Annotated in this window: 10 protein-coding genes; 5 read left to right on the forward strand and 5 right to left on the reverse strand. The window is 61.5% G+C overall.

Translation table 11 applies throughout. The features are described 5' to 3' along the window. The first annotated feature begins 2 nt into the window (after window positions 1-2). Entirely contained in the window at window positions 3-950 is a 948-nt protein-coding gene (locus WIF35_RS10585; RefSeq protein WP_412478182.1) for a GAF domain-containing protein, read from the forward strand. Between the two features lie 12 nt (window positions 951-962). On the opposite strand, the gene WIF35_RS10590 is transcribed toward WIF35_RS10585, so the two are convergent. Together WIF35_RS10590 and WIF35_RS10595 are read right to left on the reverse strand one after the other, a co-directional pair. Continuing rightward, on the reverse strand, window positions 963-2,291 hold the full coding sequence (locus WIF35_RS10590; protein ID WP_412478183.1) for a M48 family metalloprotease: 1,329 nt from the start codon (window positions 2,289-2,291) through the stop codon (window positions 963-965). Window positions 2,292-2,382: 91 nt separating this feature from the next. Beyond that, entirely contained in the window at window positions 2,383-5,175 is a 2,793-nt protein-coding gene (locus WIF35_RS10595) for a cache domain-containing protein (protein WP_412478184.1), read from the reverse strand. 305 nt (window positions 5,176-5,480) lie between these two features. On the opposite strand from WIF35_RS10595, the gene WIF35_RS10600 reads away from it, so the two are divergent. After that, on the forward strand, window positions 5,481-7,604 hold the full coding sequence (locus WIF35_RS10600) for a methyl-accepting chemotaxis protein (RefSeq protein WP_412478185.1): 2,124 nt from the start codon (window positions 5,481-5,483) through the stop codon (window positions 7,602-7,604). Between the two features lie 185 nt (window positions 7,605-7,789). Further along, window positions 7,790-7,999, forward strand: a complete 210-nt coding sequence (locus WIF35_RS10605; protein ID WP_412478186.1) for a hypothetical protein — start codon at window positions 7,790-7,792, stop codon at window positions 7,997-7,999. Window positions 8,000-8,118: 119 nt separating this feature from the next. On the opposite strand, the gene icmF is transcribed toward WIF35_RS10605, so the two are convergent. After that, window positions 8,119-11,382: a fused isobutyryl-CoA mutase/GTPase IcmF gene (gene icmF, locus WIF35_RS10610; protein ID WP_412478187.1), complete on the reverse strand. Its 3,264-nt coding sequence runs from the start codon at window positions 11,380-11,382 to the stop codon at window positions 8,119-8,121. Window positions 11,383-11,524: 142 nt separating this feature from the next. Between icmF and WIF35_RS10615 the strand changes: the two genes are divergently transcribed. After that, on the forward strand, window positions 11,525-12,601 hold the full coding sequence (locus tag WIF35_RS10615) for an AraC family transcriptional regulator (protein ID WP_412478188.1): 1,077 nt from the start codon (window positions 11,525-11,527) through the stop codon (window positions 12,599-12,601). A 6-nt stretch (window positions 12,602-12,607) separates the two neighbouring features. Here WIF35_RS10615 and WIF35_RS10620 read toward each other — a convergent pair whose 3' ends face one another. After that, complete coding sequence (locus tag WIF35_RS10620) at window positions 12,608-15,388, reverse strand: PAS domain S-box protein (RefSeq protein ID WP_412478189.1); 2,781 nt, start codon at window positions 15,386-15,388, stop codon at window positions 12,608-12,610. Window positions 15,389-15,701: 313 nt separating this feature from the next. Between WIF35_RS10620 and WIF35_RS10625 the strand changes: the two genes are divergently transcribed. After that, window positions 15,702-17,900: a response regulator gene (locus WIF35_RS10625; RefSeq protein WP_412478190.1), complete on the forward strand. Its 2,199-nt coding sequence runs from the start codon at window positions 15,702-15,704 to the stop codon at window positions 17,898-17,900. Between the two features lie 79 nt (window positions 17,901-17,979). On the opposite strand, the gene gpmI is transcribed toward WIF35_RS10625, so the two are convergent. After that, window positions 17,980-19,620, reverse strand: coding sequence for a 2,3-bisphosphoglycerate-independent phosphoglycerate mutase (gene gpmI, locus WIF35_RS10630; RefSeq protein WP_412478191.1), 1,641 nt, complete (start codon window positions 19,618-19,620; stop codon window positions 17,980-17,982). Window positions 19,621-19,715: the final 95 nt, after the last annotated feature.

The raw sequence follows: 19,715 nt of genomic DNA on the forward strand, positions 1-19,715 counted from the left end.
AGATGCAGCTTCTCTACACTCCAGACGAAGGCGCACTGGATGCCGTGACACGCACGGCCAAGCTTCTATTCGACACTCCGATCGTCCTGATTTCGCTGCTCGACCACCATCGGCAATGGTTCAAGAGCTGTATCGGCCTGCCAACACGTGAAACCTCGCGCGACCTGTCGTTCTGCGGCCACGCCATCCTCTCCGACGAGATCATGGTTGTCGAAGACGCAACACAGGATCAACGATTTGCCGACAACCCGCTGGTCACCGACGAACCACGCATCCGCTTCTACGCCGGCCGGCCGCTGAAAAACCGAGAAGGCTTCAAGATCGGCACACTGTGCCTGATCGATGACCAACCGCGTCGCCTTTCACCAGACGAACTCCGGGCGCTGGACGACATCGCCAGATGGGCGGAGCTTGCCATGCTGGCTCGCGAACTCAGCGACACCCAGGGCAGCTTTCTCCAGTCACTGGATGAGGAAAGCCGGCGCGAACTGCTCGACCCCCGCCTCAATATCTGGAAGGCAAGTGCGCTAAACCGGATTCTTGAACGCGAAGTCTTGCGCGCCTACCACCAGCAGGCACCGCTAACCGTACTGCAGATCGAGTTGGCGAATCACGCCCAGGTTAGGCAGCAATACGGGCCGCTGGCTGCGGAGGCGCTGCTCGCCGAAGTTACCAGGACTTTGAGCAACTCCATCCGCGCCTACGACACCCTGGGACTTTGCGGCAAGGCGACATTTTCCGTCATCCTGCCGAACGCCGACGAAAGCCGGGCCGATGCCATCATCGCCAGAATCAAAAAAGCATGCTCTCTCATCCTGTTCATGCCCGGAGATAGTCCAATCGATATCTCGGTTCGCCTGGGCCGGTCCAGTGCAGACTTCAAGTCACAGACGCCGGAAGCGGCCACCCTGTTTGAAAATGCTGGTCGGGAGATGAGCACCTTGCTGTGAGGCTGGAGCGCCTCACTTCACATACCCCCAAGCCTGCAACCGCCCATAGGCGTATTCCGCTGCCTTGCCCTTCTGTTGCCGCTTCAGGTACGCGGCGTAGTGGTTGGCGGCTTCGGGGCGTTTGCCCAGGCCTTCAAGCGAAACGCCTTTCAGGAAGGTGATGCCGGCATCGCCGGGGAGCAGGCGATCGTAACGGTCGAGGTATTCGTAGGCCTGGGCAGGATCTTTCTGGGCCAGGGCGATGACGCCGATCAGCTTTTGCGCCTGCGCTTCCTGCGGGTAGATGCGGGCGGCGGTGCGCGCGTAGTCGAGGGCCTGGGCATCCTTGTCCTGCGTTGACAGGCATTTGGCCAGCAGCAGGTTGGCGGCATAGTCATTCGGTGTCATCTTGACGGCGCGCTGGTACTGATCCTCGGCCTTGGCGTAGGCCTTGCCGGCCATGGCGACGTCGCCTTGCTGGCAGGCTTCTATGGTCGGCTTGATGCGGCGCAAGGCCGCCGTATTATCCATATAGCGTTCGCGGCCGGGGTCGCGTTTGGTGCTGCTGGCGTACTTGCTTTCGGCCAGCTGGCGGGCCGTGTCGCGCCGCTCGCTGCTCATCGGGTGCGTGGAGAACATGGTCTGCAACAGGCCGGGCGACTCCTTCTGCTGGTCGACCAGCATTTGCTGCAGACCGACCATGCCGCTGGCCGGATAACCGGCGCGCACCATGTATTCCTGCCCCAGCTCGTCGGCTTCGCGCTCGTTGCTGCGCGAATAGCTGGAGAGCAGCACGCTAGCGCCGAGTTGGGTGCCAATATCGGTCAGGCTGCCGACACCGGCCAGGGCACCGACGATATTGACGCCGGTCATCGCCACCTGGGTGACCATGGCCTGCCCCTGCCGGCGCGCCGCATGACGAGCGTTGACGTGACCGAGTTCGTGGCCAAGCAGGGCGGCGAGTTCGGCCTCGTTATCGAGATCGAGCAGAATGCCGCGAGTGACGCCGATCGAGCCACCGGGGAAGGTGTAGGCGTTCACGTAATTGGCGTTGAGCACGCGGTAGGAGTACGGCATCTGCGGCCGATGCGTGTTGGCATCGAGCCGACGGCCGATCTCGCCGACGTAGCGATTGAGCGCCTCGTCCTGCACGGCGCCAAGATCCTGCGAGAACTGCTGGGCGGCGACCTGGCGGTCGACCTGCTTCTCTTCCTCCTCACTCATGCCGACGAGGATGGCGCCCCCGCCGATCGGTGAGGCAGCACAGCCGGACAGTGCGGAGGCACCGAGCAGCCAGAGGAACTGGCGACGGTCGAGGCGATTGGCTTGCAGACTGGCGGCGAGGTGATCGTATGCGTTCATGGGGGCACGTTTCGAACCTGACGCCTCATTTTGCTACAGCGTGGGGCGGCAACCAAGACTGCTGCGGTGCACGGGCAAAAACAGCAAAAAATCAGGCCGAGCCGTAGTCCAGCCAAGCCAGCAATGCGGCATAGAGCAAATCGGGATCGACTGGCTTGCCAATGTGACCGTTCATTCCGGCCGCAAAGCAGTTCTGCCTATCCTCCTCAAAGGCATTGGCTGTCATCGCCAGGATCGGCACTTCCTGCCAGCCCGGCAATGTGCGGATTTTCCGTGTTGCCTCCAGGCCGCCCAAGATGGGCATCTGCATATCCATCAACACCAGATCGTATTTTCGCTGCCCCGCCTTGGCGACGGCCTGCTCGCCGTTCTCGGCAATGTCTACGTGCAGACCGGCCATCTTGAGCATCTCGCTCGCCACTTCCTGATTGATCGGTTCGTCCTCGACCAGCAAGACGGTTTTGCCCGAATGGCGCTCGGCGATCAACTGCTCGGGCAAATGCCTCTCTTCTCGCACCGCAGTTGACGGCATCGGCACTTCGGCATGCTCGAGGCAGGCTGTCATCCAGAATCGACTGCCCTTGCCCAACTCGCTGTCGACGCCAACCTCGCCGCCCATCATCCTTGCCAGGTGGGCGTTGATCGCCAAGCCCAACCCGGTACCTCCGAAACGGCGGGTCATGGTTTCGTCAGCCTGGGTAAATGCCCGGAAAAGCTGCGACTGCTGCTCGGGAGCAATGCCGATCCCCTGGTCTTCGACACTCATGCGCAGCATCACCTGACGTCCATCGTCGCGTTGTACGTCAAAACGCACGTCGATCCTTCCCTGCTCGGAGAACTTCACCGCATTGCCGACGAAATTGAGCAAGGCCTGGCCCAACCTGACGGCGTCGCCCCGCAGCAACGCCGGCACCTTGGGCGAGATGTCGCAATGTAGCTGCAGCCCCTTCTGCTTCACCCGCTCGTCGACGATGGCGAGAATTTCGGCAACCATCTCGCGCGGCGAAAAATCGCGTACTTCCAGGGCCAGCCGACCCGCTTCGATCTTGGACAGATCGAGGATGTCGTTGATCACGCCGAGCAGGTGGTTGGCGGCGACATCGATTTTGTCCACCCGCGCCAAGGCATGCTCATCGCGCAGCTCGCGCCGCAGCAGGTGCGCCATGCCCATGATGGCATTCATCGGGGTTCGAATCTCGTGGCTCATGTTGGCCAGGAAGGCGCTCTTCGCCCGGCTGGCCTTTTCCGCAGCCTCCTTCGCTTCCGCCAGTTCGGCCGTACGCGAGGCAACCAGGGCTTCGAGACCGTACCGGTAGGTTTCGAGTTCGGCCTCCTGGCGTTTGCGTTCGGTGATATCGGTCGAAATGCCGCACAAGGCATAGATATGACCGTACTGATCGCGCAGAGGAATCTTGATCGACAGGTAGGCCGAGGTCAGCCTGCCATCGACACTGGTATTCACCTCTTCCTCGACAACCCGTTCGCCGCGCTCGATCACCCGCTGGTCGTTGGCCAAGATCTTGGCAGTCGTCGCTGCATCGAAAAATTCCCCATCGAGATGGCCGACGATCTCCGGCAAGGCTTTGCCGAAGAGCTCGCATACCCGGCGATTCGCATATTGGTAGCGATAGTCGGTGTCCTTGATGTAGATGTAGGCCTCGACGCCGTCGAGAATGGCGGCCAGTTTGTCCTCGCTGGCCTTCAGCGCGTGTTGTTGCTCCTGATTCCGTCGGTGATATTCCCGAAACAATCGCCGCGACCAGCGCGAGAAGAGCAGTGAGCCGAACAGGCCGACGGCCAACGCCCCGCCAACCGCCAAAGCCCAGCCGCTCCAACCGAACAGCGGTGAATCGCCATAGAGGTCCAGCGCCTCGGAGGCCAGGTCATTCAAGTCCTCGTCGTACATCGACACGACCAGTATCCAGTTCCACGGCTTGATGACCTCCACCAAGGCCGTCTTCCGCGCAAACTCGCCGTTCTCCGGATTTAGCCACTCGTACTGCACGAAGCGATTGCCGTTCAACGCTGCCTGAAGCAGTTTTTCCAGACTCTCCCGCCCCGGTGCGGCGATGTCTTTCAGATTCTTGCCTTCCAACGAGGGATCGGACGGTGAAAGGAGCATGCTGCCATCGGTCTTCATCACTCCGAAATAGCCGCCCCGGCTGAAACGCAGGGCGCGCAGGCGCTCGATGGCCTCCCGCTGTTGCATCTCTTCCCATTTGTAGAGGTAGTCACCGGCCCCGATGAACCAGTCGTACGGTGGGAAGTAGCGGACATACGACAACTTGTCCGACATCTGCTTGGGATCATCCGGCGAATACCACCGGTAACGGGAAAATCCCTCGCCCTGGGGTTTACGTGCCGCTTCGATCAGGCCGCGCATGATGTAGTGGCCGGTATCGTCCTGATTCTCCAGGCGCGTTTGACCTTCCAGCTTCGGCGCCGTCGGCAATAGGACGAACTGCCCCTTCATGTCGTCGATGAAGTAATAGCCACGCCCCTCGTAGAAGCGCACGGGCCGGAGCGCTTCCACGATCATGCGCTTCACTTCACGTTCGGGATAGCGGGCCGATTCACGCTGATAAATTCCCTCGGCGATCTGAAAAGCGCTATCGACCTGTTCGGTCAAGCTACGTCGCAAATTTGCCTCGGTCCGCGAACGTGAAAACTCGAGGAAACTGATCGCGCCATGCATTTCGCTTTGCAAGCGGGCGCGAATCTGCTCATTGGCCGCGCGCTCCAGGCGCGCATAGGAGGTCTTGGTCTCGCTCCAGTGCCGCCAGCTAAAGAACGCCCCCAGACCCAGCGTGATACAGAGCACGATGATCAACGTGCCGATCAGGTGGGCGCGCGGAACGTTTTTTTCGTCGGGGGCAAGATACAAGCGCTGAATCTCCGATTGAAGGAATCAGATTTTAGCTGGCCAGCCGCCTGTTCAAAACACAAATTCAGAAAATTTATAAGGACAAACAGTCACTTATAGAACAACGTCCTAAAGAACTCGGCAGATAGCCCGGAAAAATTGGCAAACCACGCACTCGCGCGAGAAACGGGCGGGGTGCTTTGCCCCGCCCTGTATTGCCCCTCCATCCCTGCGGATACAGCGCCAAACAACAATAGATTTTTCTTATTTGTTATTTTTATTGAGTGTGATAATTTAGTCAAACCATTCTTGCGGAGGGATAGAACATGCATCCATCCCCTGGCCTAGTTAGCCAACTGAAAACCCTCGCCTTGTTCGTCTTGCTGATGCTGTGCCTGATCGCCGGCATGCTGGCAGCGCTGCCGCTCGCCCCGTGGCACGGCGAGATGCTCGAATCCCTCGGCGGCTTCGGCCAGCACCCCGGCTGGCTCGCGGCACTCGGCATGCCCGGCGTGCTGCTTGGTCTGTGGCTGCAGCAGCAGTCGTCTGAAGCACTCAGCGAATCGATCGGTCCGCGGCCGGAGCCGAACAAGGGCGTCGTGCTCGACCCCGCCAGCTTGCTCCAATTGGAGCAAGCGCTAGGCCGATTGGCCGATGGCGATCTGACGCCGCTCGATTGCACGCCCCTGCCCGCCGCCTATGCACCGCTGGCCGCTGCCACGGAACGGCTACGCCAGCGCCTCGCGGACAGCCTGCACGATTTCGAGTCCAGCCTGGACGCCGCGCATGGGCAGGATAAGGACTATCGGCCCGAGCTTGGCCAGCCCGGCCAGTTCGGCCGCATCGCGATGAAACTCGAATTGCTCCGGCAAACCAGACGGGACGACAACGCTCTCGGCGCGCGCATCGCACAAGCCGTCAGCGCCGGCGATTTCTCGCCAAGCGCCGAGGACGGCGCACTGACCGACTCACCGGCCGGCCGCGCCACCATCGAGCTATTTGCCCTGCTCGACCGCGCGTTCGCCGACATGACGCAAGTCGCCGGCGCCGTCGCCAACGGCCGCCTCACCGAGCACATCGACCAGGCCTATCCGGGCCAGATCGGTCAAGTCTGTCGCGAACTGAACTCGACCGTGCTCAACCTGCGCGAAACGCTGGGTCGTATCGAGGCGGTGGTCGACACCGTCGCCGACGCCGCCAAGAACATCGCCGAGGGCAACGACGGCCTTGCCGCACGCACGCAGGAGCAGGCCGCCAGCCTGGAAGAAACGGCGAGCAGCATGGAGGAAATCAACGCCGTCGTGCAGCAGAATGCCGAAACCGCGCACCGCGTCACGCAATTCGTCGACGAAGCGACCGCCATGGCGGAAGGCAGCAACGCGACGATGCAGGCAACGCGTCAAACCATGGCCGAACTCGGTGACAGCGCAAGACGTATCGAAAGCATCGTCGGCGTGATCGACTCCTTGTCGTTCCAGACCAATCTGCTGGCCCTCAACGCCGCCGTCGAAGCCGCCCGCGCCGGCGAACACGGGCGCGGCTTCGCCGTGGTCGCCTCGGAAGTACGCCAGCTCTCCTTGCGCTCGAGCGAGGCCGCACAAGATATCCGCCGCCTGATCGCCGGCACGGTCGAACAAACCAGCACGACCATCCAGAGCGTCGAGACACTGGGCAACACGATGGAGCACCTGATTGCCACTATCCGCCAGATCAACGACCGCATGCGCGACATTCGCGCCGCCTCGCAGGAACAGGCGACCGGCCTGGGCCAGGTCAGCCAGGCCATCATGCGCATTGACGACGCGACGCAGCAGAGCAGCAGCCAGGTCGAGGAAGCCGCCAGTTCGACGCGCCAGCTCTATGGACAATCGCGCGGACTGAACAACCTGCTCAAGGAATTCGATCTCGGCCCAGCCGGCGAACGGGCGCGGCGCATACACCACGAAATGCCCGGCCTCGTCCGTCAGGCGGCGGCCAATATCGGGCATCTGTGGGAAAAAGCCATCGCCAAAGGTCTGCTCAGCGAGGAGGACCTGTTCGATACCGACTACCAGCCCTGCGCCGACACCGAGCCGCCGAAGTTCAGCACGCGCTTCGACACGGTGGCCGACCGCATTCTGCCGCGTATTCAGGAAGCCTTCCTGCAGGTCGGAAATCACGTCACCTATGCCATCGCCTGCGACCACAACGGCTACGTGCCGACGCACAACCAACGCTATTGCGAAGCGCTGACCGGCGACGCCGATTACGACAAGCTACACAACCGTACCAAGCGCATTTTTTCCGACCCGGTCGGCCGTCGTTGCGGCAGCCATCCTTTGCCTTACCTGCTGCAAACCTACCGCCGCGACACCGGTGAAATCGTGCATGACATCTCGGCGCCGGTCTTCGTCAACGGCAAACACTGGGGGGGCTTTCGGGTCGGTTACAAAACGGCCGACGAGGTATAAGATCCGACTTCAGCCCCGATTTTCAACTGCACTTCCGAAGGAAAACTACGCCCGAAAATTCCCTGAAATTGTCCGCCGACTGATCGAATTAACCGGACGGTTTCTCAGCTTCTCTTCGATTCCTCACCTCAGGTGGCATCCGCTACGATGCCTTGTCCTTAGCCACACATGGAGGCCCTAGCCAAATGAAGAAAATGCAGTCTTCGATTCAGCGTGGAACCGAGTACCTCTGCACCAAACTTGGGGAAGTTGTCACCGCCATCCAGCAGGTTGCCGTCGTCAAGGGCCTGCCGATGTGGGAAGTGGAACGCCGGATGGGCTCTGGCATACGAAAACGATTGATCGTCTCGGCGCGCTCGCTGCTGCCGCTCACGCCGGAACCGGCGATGGGATAGAACGAACCAACAGAGCGAACAAATAAAAACGGCGGGGTACTTAGCCCCGCCGTTCCTTTTTCTCCTCCACCCTGTCAGGGTCGGGTTGCTGTTCCCCTTCTGAGAAGACTGTTTAAACCTTACATGCTGCGGCGGTACTGACCGCCCACTTCGTACAGCGCCGAGCTGATCTGACCCAGCGAGCAGTACTTCACGGCATCGACCAGCACGGCGAAGACGTTGCCGTTGTCGATCACGGTCTGCTTCAACTTTTCCAGCATGGCCGGAGCCTTGTCGGCGTTGCGGGCCTGGAAGTCGCGCAGACGCTTGATCTGCGACTGCTTTTCTTCCTCGCTCGAACGGGCCAGCTCGATTTCCTGCTGCGCCATACCCTTCGGATTCAGGAAGGTATTGACGCCGATGATCGGGTAGGAGCCGTCGTGCTTCTTGTGCTCGTAGTACATCGACTCTTCCTGGATCTTGCCGCGCTGGTAGCCGGTTTCCATCGCGCCGAGCACGCCGCCGCGCGAGGCGATGGCTTCGAATTCCTTCAACACGGCTTCCTCGACCAGATCGGTCAGTTCGTCGATGACGAAAGCGCCCTGGTTCGGATTTTCGTTCTTGGCGACACCCCATTCGCGGTTGATGATCAACTGGATGGCCATGGCGCGGCGCACGGATTCCTCGGTCGGCGTCGTGATCGCTTCGTCGTAGGCATTGGTGTGCAGCGAGTTGCAGTTGTCGTAGATGGCGATCAGCGCCTGCAGCGTGGTTCGGATGTCGTTGAAGTCCATCTCCTGGGCGTGCAGCGAGCGGCCCGAGGTCTGGATGTGATACTTCAGCTTCTGGCTGCGCTCGTTGGCGCCGTACTTGTTCTTCATCGCCACGGCCCAGATGCGGCGGGCGACGCGGCCGATCACCGAGTATTCCGGATCCATGCCGTTGCTGAAGAAGAACGACAGGTTCGGGGCGAAATCGTCGATGTGCATGCCGCGCGCCAGGTAGCTTTCCACGTAAGTGAAGCCGTTGGACAGCGTGAAGGCGAGCTGCGAGATCGGGTTCGCGCCGGCTTCGGCGATGTGGTAGCCGGAGATCGACACCGAATAGAAATTCTGCACCTGGTTATGGACGAAGAATTCCTGGATGTCGCCCATCATCTTCAGCGCAAACTCGGTCGAGAAGATGCAGGTGTTCTGGCCCTGGTCTTCCTTCAGGATGTCGGCCTGCACCGTGCCGCGCACGGTCTTGAAAACCCATTCGCGAATCTTCTCGGCTTCGTCCTCGGTCGGCTGGCGACCGTTGTCCTTCTCGAACTTGGCCATCTGCTGATCGATGGCGGTGTTGAAGAAGCAGGCCAGGATGATCGGGGCCGGACCGTTGATGGTCATCGACACCGAGGTGGTCGGATTGACCAGATCGAAGCCGTCGTAGAGCACCTTCATGTCGTCGAGCGTGGCAATCGACACGCCCGAGTTGCCGATCTTGCCGTAGATGTCCGGACGCTCGTCCGGGTCGCAGCCGTACAGCGTCACCGAGTCAAAGGCGGTGGAGAGGCGATGCGCCGGCATGCCTTCGGAAACCTTCTTGAAGCGGCGGTTGGTGCGGAAGGCATCGCCTTCGCCGGCGAACATGCGGGTCGGGTCTTCGTTCTCCCGCTTGAAGGCGAAGACGCCGGCGGTATAGGGGAAGGAACCCGGCACGTTCTCCTTCATCAGGAAGCGCAGGATTTCGCCGTCGTCGGTGTACTTCGGCAGGATGACCTTGCGGATCTTGGTGCCGGACAGCGACTCGGTGGTCAGCTTGGTGCGGATTTCCTTGTCGCGGATTTTCACGACGTATTCGTCACCCGAATAGGCCTCAACGGTCTGCGGCCACATGTCGAGCAGCTTCTTGGCCTTCGGGTCCTGCTGACTGTCCTTGAACGCCTGCATTTCGTCGAAATCTGCGGTGGACTTGTCGCAACCGGCAAAAACCGATTTGGCGATACGTAGCGACTGGCGCTCGCGGGCGATCTTCACCTGTTCTTCGGTATGCGCATGGTAGCCGCGCACGGTGTCGGCGATCTCCGCCAGGTAGCGAACGCGGGCGGTCGGCACGATGGCGCGGCTGGCCGAGGATTGCTTGACGGTGACCAGCGGCAACTTGCCGCCCTTCAGCTTCAGGCCCTTCTCGGTCAGTGCCGGGACCAGCGCCTGGTACAGCGCGGTGACGCCGTCGTCGTTGAAACGGGCGGCCATGGTGCCGAACACCGGCATGTCCTCGGTCGGCGTGGTGAACAACTCGCGGTTGCGCTGGTACTGCTTGCGCACGTCGCGCAGCGCGTCCTCGGCGCCCTTGCGGTCGAACTTGTTGATCGCCACGAAATCGGCGAAGTCGAGCATGTCGATCTTCTCCAGCTGCGACGCAGCACCGAACTCGGGGGTCATGACGTACATCGAGACATCGACGAAGGGAACGATGGCTGCGTCGCCCTGGCCGATACCCGAGGTTTCGACGATGACAAGATCGAAGCCGGCCAGCTTGCAGGCGGCGATGACTTCCGGCAGCGCGGCAGAGATTTCCGAGCCGGTGTCGCGGGTCGCCAGCGAGCGCATGAAGATATTCGGATGCTCGATGGCGTTCATGCGGATACGGTCGCCGAGCAGCGCGCCGCCGGTCCGCTTGCGCGACGGGTCGATGGAGATTAGGCCGATCTTGACGCTGTCTTCCTGGTCGAGACGGAAGCGACGGACGATTTCGTCGGTGAGTGAAGACTTACCTGCACCGCCAGTGCCGGTGATGCCGAGAACCGGCACGTTCAGGCCGGCCGCAGCCTGCAGGATCGGTTGCTTGAGTTCATGCGCTTCGCTGTTTTCCAGCAACGTGATGACACGGGCGAGCAGGCGGCGGTCGCCAGCCTGCAAACCGGCCAGCACGGCCTCCGTGCTCGGCACGCCTTCGGCGGCCAGATCGAAATCGGACTTCTCGACCACATCGTTGATCATGCCCTGCAGGCCCATGACTACGCCGTCTTCCGGGGCGTAGATGCGGGTCACGCCATAGGCGTGCAATTCCTTGATCTCGGCCGGCACGATGACGCCGCCACCGCCGCCGAAGACCTTGATGTTCTCGCCGCCGTTCGCCTTCAAGAGGTCGATCATGTACTTGAAGAACTCGACGTGGCCGCCCTGGTAGGAGGTGATGCAGATGCCCTGCGCGTCTTCCTGCAGCGCGGCATTGACGATTTCCTGCACCGAGCGGTTGTGGCCGAGGTGGATGACCTCGGAACCGGTCGATTGCAGAATCCGCCGCATGATGTTGATCGAGGCGTCATGGCCGTCGAACAGCGAGGCGGCAGTCACGAAACGGACCTTGTTCTTCGGCTTGTACGGCGCGAGTTTCTTGGCAACGGACAGATCGGTCATGGCATCGCTCTCCACAGCATTTTTGGAATATCCGCCATGCTAGGCCGCTTTAACCCTCGTGCCATTGTGGCGATTGACGACAATCGTGCAAATTCCGCCAAGGTGATATGCTGCTGCGGTGCACGGCTCAAAAAGGCAAAAAATGCTGCATCGCACCAAGACAAATACGACACCCCGCAGCAAAGCGACTGTTTCCATGGGCTTTGTTACCGGCATGCTGGCCGGACTGCGCCACCGGGATCAGGACAGCGGCGCCTTGCTGCACGCCGCGGGGATTGAAATTGCAGACTCCGCCAGCCGTATTCCGATTGACCGCTATGCCGCGCTCTACAACCTGCTCAACCGCCAGCTCGACGACGAGGGCTTCGGCCTGTTCAGCCAGCCGATGCGCGTCGGCAGCTTCGAATTCCTGTGTCGTGCCTGCATCAGCGCGCCGACCTTGGCCGAGGCGCTGGAACGCGCCTGCCGCTTCCTGCGCCTGGTTCTACCCGATCTGGCGGTCAGCATTCGCCGCCAGCACGGCCACGCCGAGTTGATCATCGCCGAGCGGCGGCATCTGGCGGCAGAGACCGACGATCCCGGCCGCATCTTCGCCTTCGAGTGGCTGCTGCGCCTGCTGCACGGCCTCTCCTGCTGGCTGGCCGGGCGCGGCCTGGCGCTCGACAGCGTGATCTTTCCCTATCGCAAGCCGGCCCATTTCGACGACTACGCGCTGATCTTCACCGAGGATTCGCGTTTTGCCCCGACCGTACCGGGCGGCATGGGGGCTTTGGTCGCCAGCTTCAATGCCAACCTGCTCGACCTGCCCATCCGGCGCGACGAAGCGGCGCTGGTCGCCTTCCTCGACGGCGCGCCGGGCAAGATCACCATGCTCTACCGACGCGACCGCGAGATGGTGCAGCGCGTGCGCGACCAGCTACGCGCCGCCTTGCCGGCGACGCTGACGCTCGACGACATTGCCGCCCGTCTCTACCTCAGCCCGCGCACCATCCATCGCCGGCTGGAAGAAGAAGGCTCCAGTTTTCGCGCCATCAAGGACGCCCTGCGCCGCGACATGGCGCTGGCCCGCCTGACCAAGAGCAAGGATTCAATCGCCCAGGTAGCGGCCGATCTCGGCTATGCAGACACCTCGGCCTTCTATCGTGCCTTTGTCGATTGGACCGGCATGGCGCCGATGCACTATCGACGGCAGTGGAAAGCGGGGAACGAGGGTAGCTAAGGCCGCTCAGGCCCGCGACAGCCAGTCGAGCAGCGTGTTGTAGAGCGTATTCGGCTCCACCGGCTTGGCGATGAAGTCGTTCATGCCGGCGTCGAGGCAACGCAAGCGATCCTCGGCAAAGGCATTGGCCGTCATCGCAATGATCGGCACCTCGGAACCACGGGTCAGGGCACGAATCTGCCGTGTCGCCTCGTAGCCATCGAGTACCGGCATCTGAACGTCCATCAGGATGGCATCGTAACGATTACTTTCCGCCAACTCGACCGCCTGCCGGCCATGCTCGGCAACATCGACGATCAGCCCGGTATCGGCCAGCAGATCGAGCGTCACTTCCCGATTGACCGGCTCATCCTCCACCAGCAGGATACGACAACCGCCGTATTCCGCCGCCAGGACGGTTTCCGGCGATGATGCCCGCGGGCGGGGCGAAGTGGCATTTCGCGCTGGAGCGCTCTTCTTCAACCGGGCGGTCAGCCAAAAGCAACTTCCTTCGCCCGGTACGCTGCGCACCCCGACCTGGCCGCCCATCATTTCGGCAACACTCTTCGAGATCGCCAAACCGAGCCCCGTCCCGCCATATTGTCGGGTACTCGACCCATCGGCCTGGACGAAGGCTGTAAACAAGCGGGGCAACACCTCGGGTTGGATACCGATGCCCGTATCCTCGACTTCAAGGCGAACGAGCACGTCCAGAGGCGTCTCGCTCTCAGCGTAGGCGCGCAGGGTCACCTTGCCGTGACTGGTGAACTTGACCGCATTGGTGGCGAAGTTGAGCAGTGCCTGTTGCAGGCGACCGGGATCGCCCCGCAGGCTATGCGGCATGGGGCGTGTCTCGACCACCAGATCGACGCGTTTGGCCTGGGCGCGATCGAACAGCATCGAAGCGACATTGGCGACGATACCGGCCACATTGACGTCGGTATCCGCCAGCTCGAACTTGCCGGCCTCAATCTTGGCCAGATCGAGAATGGCGTTGATCAGTTCGAGCAGATGCTGGCCGGCGACATCGATCTTGCCGAGCCGCTCGGCCTGTTCCTCCGTGACCCCTGAGCGCCGGACCAGATAGGCCATGCCAAGGATGGCGTTGAGCGGCGTCCGGATCTCGTGCGACATATTGGCGAGGAACTCGCTCTTCACCCGAACCAGGCGTTCGGCCTCAGCCAATGCGCGGGCACGCGCCTCGTCGACCATCTTGCGCTGGCTGGTATCGACAAAGCTGACGACGGCGCCAACGATCTGGCCATCGCGCACCATCGGCCGGGTCGCCGATGCCACCGGCAGGCGACTGCCATCCGCCCGCCAGAAGGTGTCGTCGTCGTTGCTGACCGGCTGGCCACGACGCAGTGCCTGCAGCATCGGACAATCCCCCGCCGGGAAAGGCGTGCCGTCGGCGTAGGAATGATGCAGCGTCGCGTGCACCGGCCGCCCCACCAGCTTTTCCTTGGTATAGCCGAGCATCTGGCAGGCCGCCTCGTTGATGAAGACGATCCGCCCTTCGGTGTCCATGCCGTACAGGCCACTGGCCGAGGCATCCAGCAACAGACGGCTGTTCGCCTCGGCCGTCTTGAGCTCCGCCGTACGCTGCTCGACCAATTGCTCCAGATGGTGGCGGTATTTCTCCAGCTCCCGCTCGGCCTGCTTGCGCTCCGAAATATCTTCGAAAACGACCACCGCCCCGACGACCTCACCCGCCTCCTGGATACGCGCCGTGTAATAGGAAACCGGGAATGAAGTTCCATCCTTGCGCCAGAAACAGTCGTCAGGCACATGGCGCGGCCGACCATCCTCGAGTGTCAGGTGCGTCGGACACTCCTCTTCCGGGAAATGCCTTCCATCTGGGTGGGCATAGTGCGTCAGTTGATGCATCGACTGCCCGAGCAGATCGCCATCTGCATAGCCAAGCTTGTCCAAGGCCGCCGGGTTGATGAAGCTGACCTTTCCGCTGTTATCGACACCGAAAACCCCTTCGGCAACCGAATGGAGCAACAGGCGGTTGCGCCGGCCCAATTGCTCCACACTTGCCAGTGCGGCTTCGGTTTTACTCAAGGCGACTCGCAAAAACTCGGCCCGTTCGAGATGGAAGACCCGCAGAATGAAGGTCACCGCCACGGCAATGACGACAGCGCAGGCTGCCCTGAACCATTGCACCGGCACGCCGAGCGCAGCCTGGAAGGCATCCTGGTTCAGCCAGGCCGGCAAGCCCCAGTTGGCAGCCGGCACCACCAATCCACCGAAAAGTGCGTAGGCAACAAAGGCCACCCCGGCAAACAGGCAACCGCGCCAGACAACGCGAAACTCCTCGCATTCCAGCGACGGCTGGATGCAGCGGCGGCAATAGGCGAGAAAACCGATGCCCGTCAGCAGCGATGCGGTCGTCCCGTACAGGTAGCGCGACCAGATTCCAAGGTCGCGCACGCCGTCGCTACCGAGTGCCGTCCCGGCGGCTACGCCCGCCAGCAGAAGCCCGTGTATCCACGGCGACAACAACCGACCCTTGAGACCGCCAGCTGGAGCAAGTGCCTCGCGCAACAGGCGGCGGCCGAATTCGTACAGGACGAGGTAGGAAGCCAGCAGCAGATAAGGGCGGGATACCGTCAACCAGAGCGGGTCGCCGCGCACCACGCGCCACAAGTCGGTCCATTCCAACACGCCATGAAGGAAGGCAAATGCAGTCAGCCAGCTGACCAACTGCGCCAAGGCGAAACGACTGTCATGCTTGGGCCAGATGACGAGCACCACGCCCAACAGCAAGAAGGCCAGTCCGTAGAAAAGGAAAACGATATCCATGAGCGATGTGACAACCTTGGCGCACCGACCTGAAGAGGTTCCGTCGCTGGCTATCAAACTATCGTTTTATTCTAATATATTGCTGGCAACTTTGATACAAATATCAAATAAATGACAAAGCCATAACACTGCCTGCTCAGGCTTGGGCCACGCTGAGGCTTAACCCCCTTTCGCTGACTCCTTTGGAGGTCTCCAGGACTCTCCTGAAAAAGATATTCGAGCATTGCTCAGATTTGACATGCGAATGATGAAAAACATGACATATTGCTGCTAGACTTCGCGCCGAACCCATTACAAAAGTACTAGATTGCGCATGCTGCGTTCCCAATCCCGCACCAGCCTGATGGCTGCGTTATTCGGTATGGTCGTCATCGTCTGCATGATCGGCGGCGCCGTACTCTCGGTACTGACGCTTCGCGACCGCGAAATCGAAAACTGGCGCCAGCAGCTGGACAGTCTCTCCCTGGTACTGGCCGAGGATATTTCACAGTCCGTCTTCACCGCCTACTCCGTACTGGATGCCATTAGCGAGCAGATCCGGAAGAGCAACGTCCAGGATGCCCAAAGCTTCCGGCACCGCCTTTCCGGCACAGACACCCACCTTGCCTTGCGCGAGAAAATCAGCGGCCAGAAACAGATCGACGTCGTTTCCATCGTGGCAAACAACGGTGACATCATCAGCACCAGCCGCACCTTCCCGGTTCCTGTGGTCAATGTCGTCGATCGCGACTATTTCACGACGCTACGCGACAATCCCGCCACCGGAGATTTTGTCAGCGCCCCGGGACGAAACAAGCACACCGGGCAATGGAGCTTCTTCGTCAGTCGGCGTATCGACGATCGGCAAGGTAATTTCCTCGGCATGGTGGTCATCGGTTTTTCCGTGCCTGAGGTCAGCACTTTTTTCCAGCGCGTGATTCAGAACCTGGGCAGTGGCGCAAGCATCAGTCTGTTTCGCAACGATTTGACCCTGCTTGCCCGCACCCCACACATCGAATCGCTGATGGGGCAGCGTAACCAGCGCGGATCGACCTATGAGGTCATCGAACTGGAGAAGAAAAGGCACGACGTAATACTCACCGACCGTACAAGGTTCTCGACCGGCGAGCGCGAGCTTCGCCTCGCCGCCGTGCGGGCCTTGGATCGCTACCCATTGGTCCTCACGCTGATAGTCGCCGACGAACTATTCCTGGCTTCCTGGCGGCGCATGTCCGCGACCATCGCCCTGGTCACCGGGATCGGCGTTCTCATCGTACTGCTTGGCCTGGCCGTCCTGTTGCGCTACTTGCGCCAGCGCGAAGCGTATATCGAGGAAATGCAGCGCCTGACCGCAGCCGCTGAGGCGGCCAATCACGCCAAATCGAAATTCCTGGCCACGATGAGCCATGAGATTCGCACACCGATGAATGGCATTCTCGGCATGGCGCAATTGCTGCTCTTGCCCAACACGACCGTTGAGGAAAACAAGGAATTCGCCAAGACCATCCTGAACTCCGGCCAGACCTTGCTGACCCTGCTCAACGACATCCTCGACCTGTCGAAAATCGAAGCAGGGAAAATCGAACTGCAAATCGCCGTCTTCTCTCCCCATGAGGTGCTCAAGGCGGTCAGTCGGCTCTATGGCGAAGTGGCCCACGCCAAAAACATCGAAATCCGAAGCAATTCGGAAGGGTTGGAAGAACGCCAGTATTGGGGCGATGCACTGCGTATCCGCCAAATGCTGACCAATTTGGTCAGCAATGCGCTGAAATTCACCCAGGAAGGTTCGGTGAGCCTCGAGGTCCGCGAAATCTCCCGTCAGGGCGACGCCGCCACGCTCGAATTCTCGGTCATCGATACCGGCATCGGCATCGCCCCCGAAACCCAGTCGGAACTGTTCAAACCCTTCAACCAACTGGATGCCTCGACCACGCGCGCCTACGGCGGCAGCGGCCTAGGCCTCTCCATTGTGCGCAACCTGGCCGAAATGATGCACGGCGAAACCGGCGTCGATAGTTCGCCCGGCGCCGGCTCGCGTTTCTGGTTCCGTCTGCGCCTGCCTTGCGCCCCCAACGCCATGCGCATTCAGCTGCCGGAAGCCAACGCCACGCCTGGTGCGGAGAAAACTTGCGCGGGCGAAGAGCGGCACATTCTCGTTGTCGAAGACAACCCGACCAACCGCAAGGTCGTCGAAGCCATGCTGCGCAAGCAGGGCTATCGCGTGGACAGCGTCGAACACGGCCTGGCGGCGGTCGATTTCGTCCGCCAGCAGCGCCCCGATCTGATCCTGATGGATGTCCAGATGCCGGTCATGGACGGCTGCGACGCCACCCGTACCATTCGCCAGCACGAAGCAGAAACCGGCGGCGACCGCCTGCCCATCGTCGCCCTGACCGCCGGCGCCTTCGCCGAGGACCGCGAAAACTGCCTGACCGCCGGCATGGACGACTTCCTGACCAAGCCGGTCGATCAAGCAGCCCTGCTGGACGTCCTCGCCCGCTGCCTCGCCCAGGAAAACAAGGCAAACGACTGACGGCTGCGGTGCACCGCCCCAAAAGGCAAAAAAGCGCGGCACCGCAAGGTCCGCGCTTTTTTATCGAACTGAGGCCGGCTTACTTGATCTCGAGCAGGCTGTCGTCCCAGCTGGCGTGCTTTTCCAGTCCGAGCAGGTTGGCCACGGTGGCGGCGATGTTGGACAGGCCGGCAGTTTCCGTCTGCTGCAGGCCGAGCTTGCCGCCCGAGGCGTTGTCGTAAAGGATCAGCGGCACCGGGTTGAGCGTGTGCGCGGTCTTGGCCTTGAAGCTGCCGTCCTTGTTCTGCGCCGGCTGCTTGGTCTTCTTGTCGAGTTCGAACATCTCGTCGGCGTTGCCGTGGTCGGCGGTGATCAGCGCCACGCCGCCGGCGGCATCGACCGCCTTGAGCAGGCGACCCAGCGACAGGTCAACGGCTTCCACGGCGATACGCGCGGCGTCGAAGTTGCCGGTGTGGCCGACCATATCGCCATTCGCGAAGTTGCAGCGCAGCACCTTGTGCTGGCCGGACTGGATGGCGGCGATCATGGCGTCGGCGATTTCGGCCGCCTTCATCCACGGGCGCTGCTCGAAGGGCACGACGTCGCTCGGTACTTCGAGGTAGGTTTCGCCGTCGAACTTCCCGGAGCGGTTGCCGTTCCAGAAGTAGGTGACGTGACCGAATTTCTGCGTTTCCGAACAGGCGAACTGGGTGATACCGGCCTTGCTGAACCATTCGCCAGACGTATTGGTGATGGCCGGCGGCGGCACCAGGAAGCGCTTGGGCAGTTGCAGGTCGCCGTCGTATTGCAGCATGCCGGCGTAGGTCACGTTCGGCACGCGGACGCGGTCGAATTCCTTGAAGTCGGCTTCGACGAAGGCGCGGGTGATTTCGATGGCGCGGTCACCGCGGAAGTTGAAGAAGACGACGGCATCGCCATCCTCGATCGTGCCGATCGGATGGCCATTTTCCGCAATCACGAATTCCGGCAGATCCTGGTCGATGGTCCCCGGATTTTGCTCGCGCAGGCCGCGCACCGCAGCCGTGGCATTGGCGAACTGCGGGCCTTGGCCGAGGACATGGGTTTTCCAGCCCTTTTCGACCATCGGCCAGTTGGCGTCGTAGCGATCCATGGTGATGTATTGGCGGCCACCGCCGGAAGCGATGCGGGCATCGAAACCGCCGGTCGACTGCTCGGCGAGGAAGGCTTCGAAGGGCACGACATATTCGAGTGCGCTGGTTTCCGGCACATCGCGGCCGTCGAGCAGGGCGTGGATGCGCACGGTCTTGACGCCCTCTTCCTTGGCGCGCACGACCATGGCCTTCAGGTGGTCGATATGGCTATGCACATTGCCGTCGGAGAAGAGGCCGATGAAGTGAATCACGCCGCGACCGGCCTTGGCGCCGGCGACAATTTCCTGCCAGGCGCAGCCCGCCCAGATCGTGCCTTCGGCGATGGCGTTGGCCACCAAGGCGGCGCCCTGCGCATAAACCTGGCCGGCACCGATGGCGTTGTGGCCGACTTCCGAATTGCCCATATCGTCGTCCGACGGCATGCCGACGGCCGTGCCGTGTGCACGCAGGCGGATGTTCGGGTAGTTGGCGAACAGGCGATCCAGCGTCGGCTTCTTGGCGGCGGCAATGGCGCTGCCGACGTCGGTTTTCGGCAATCCGTAGCCATCCATCACAACGACGACGACCGGGCCGGCTACGCCGGGAAAAGCGGAGAGTTTTTGCAGCATGGGCGATCCTGCGAAACGAGCGGAAAAAGTCGCCCGACCGGCAGCCGGACGAAGGTAAGACCGACATTTTAACGCCTCTCGCCCCCGATATCCCG

The sequence above is a fragment of the Azonexus sp. IMCC34839 genome (assembly GCF_047047955.1).
Lineage (GTDB): Bacteria > Pseudomonadota > Gammaproteobacteria > Burkholderiales > Rhodocyclaceae > Azonexus.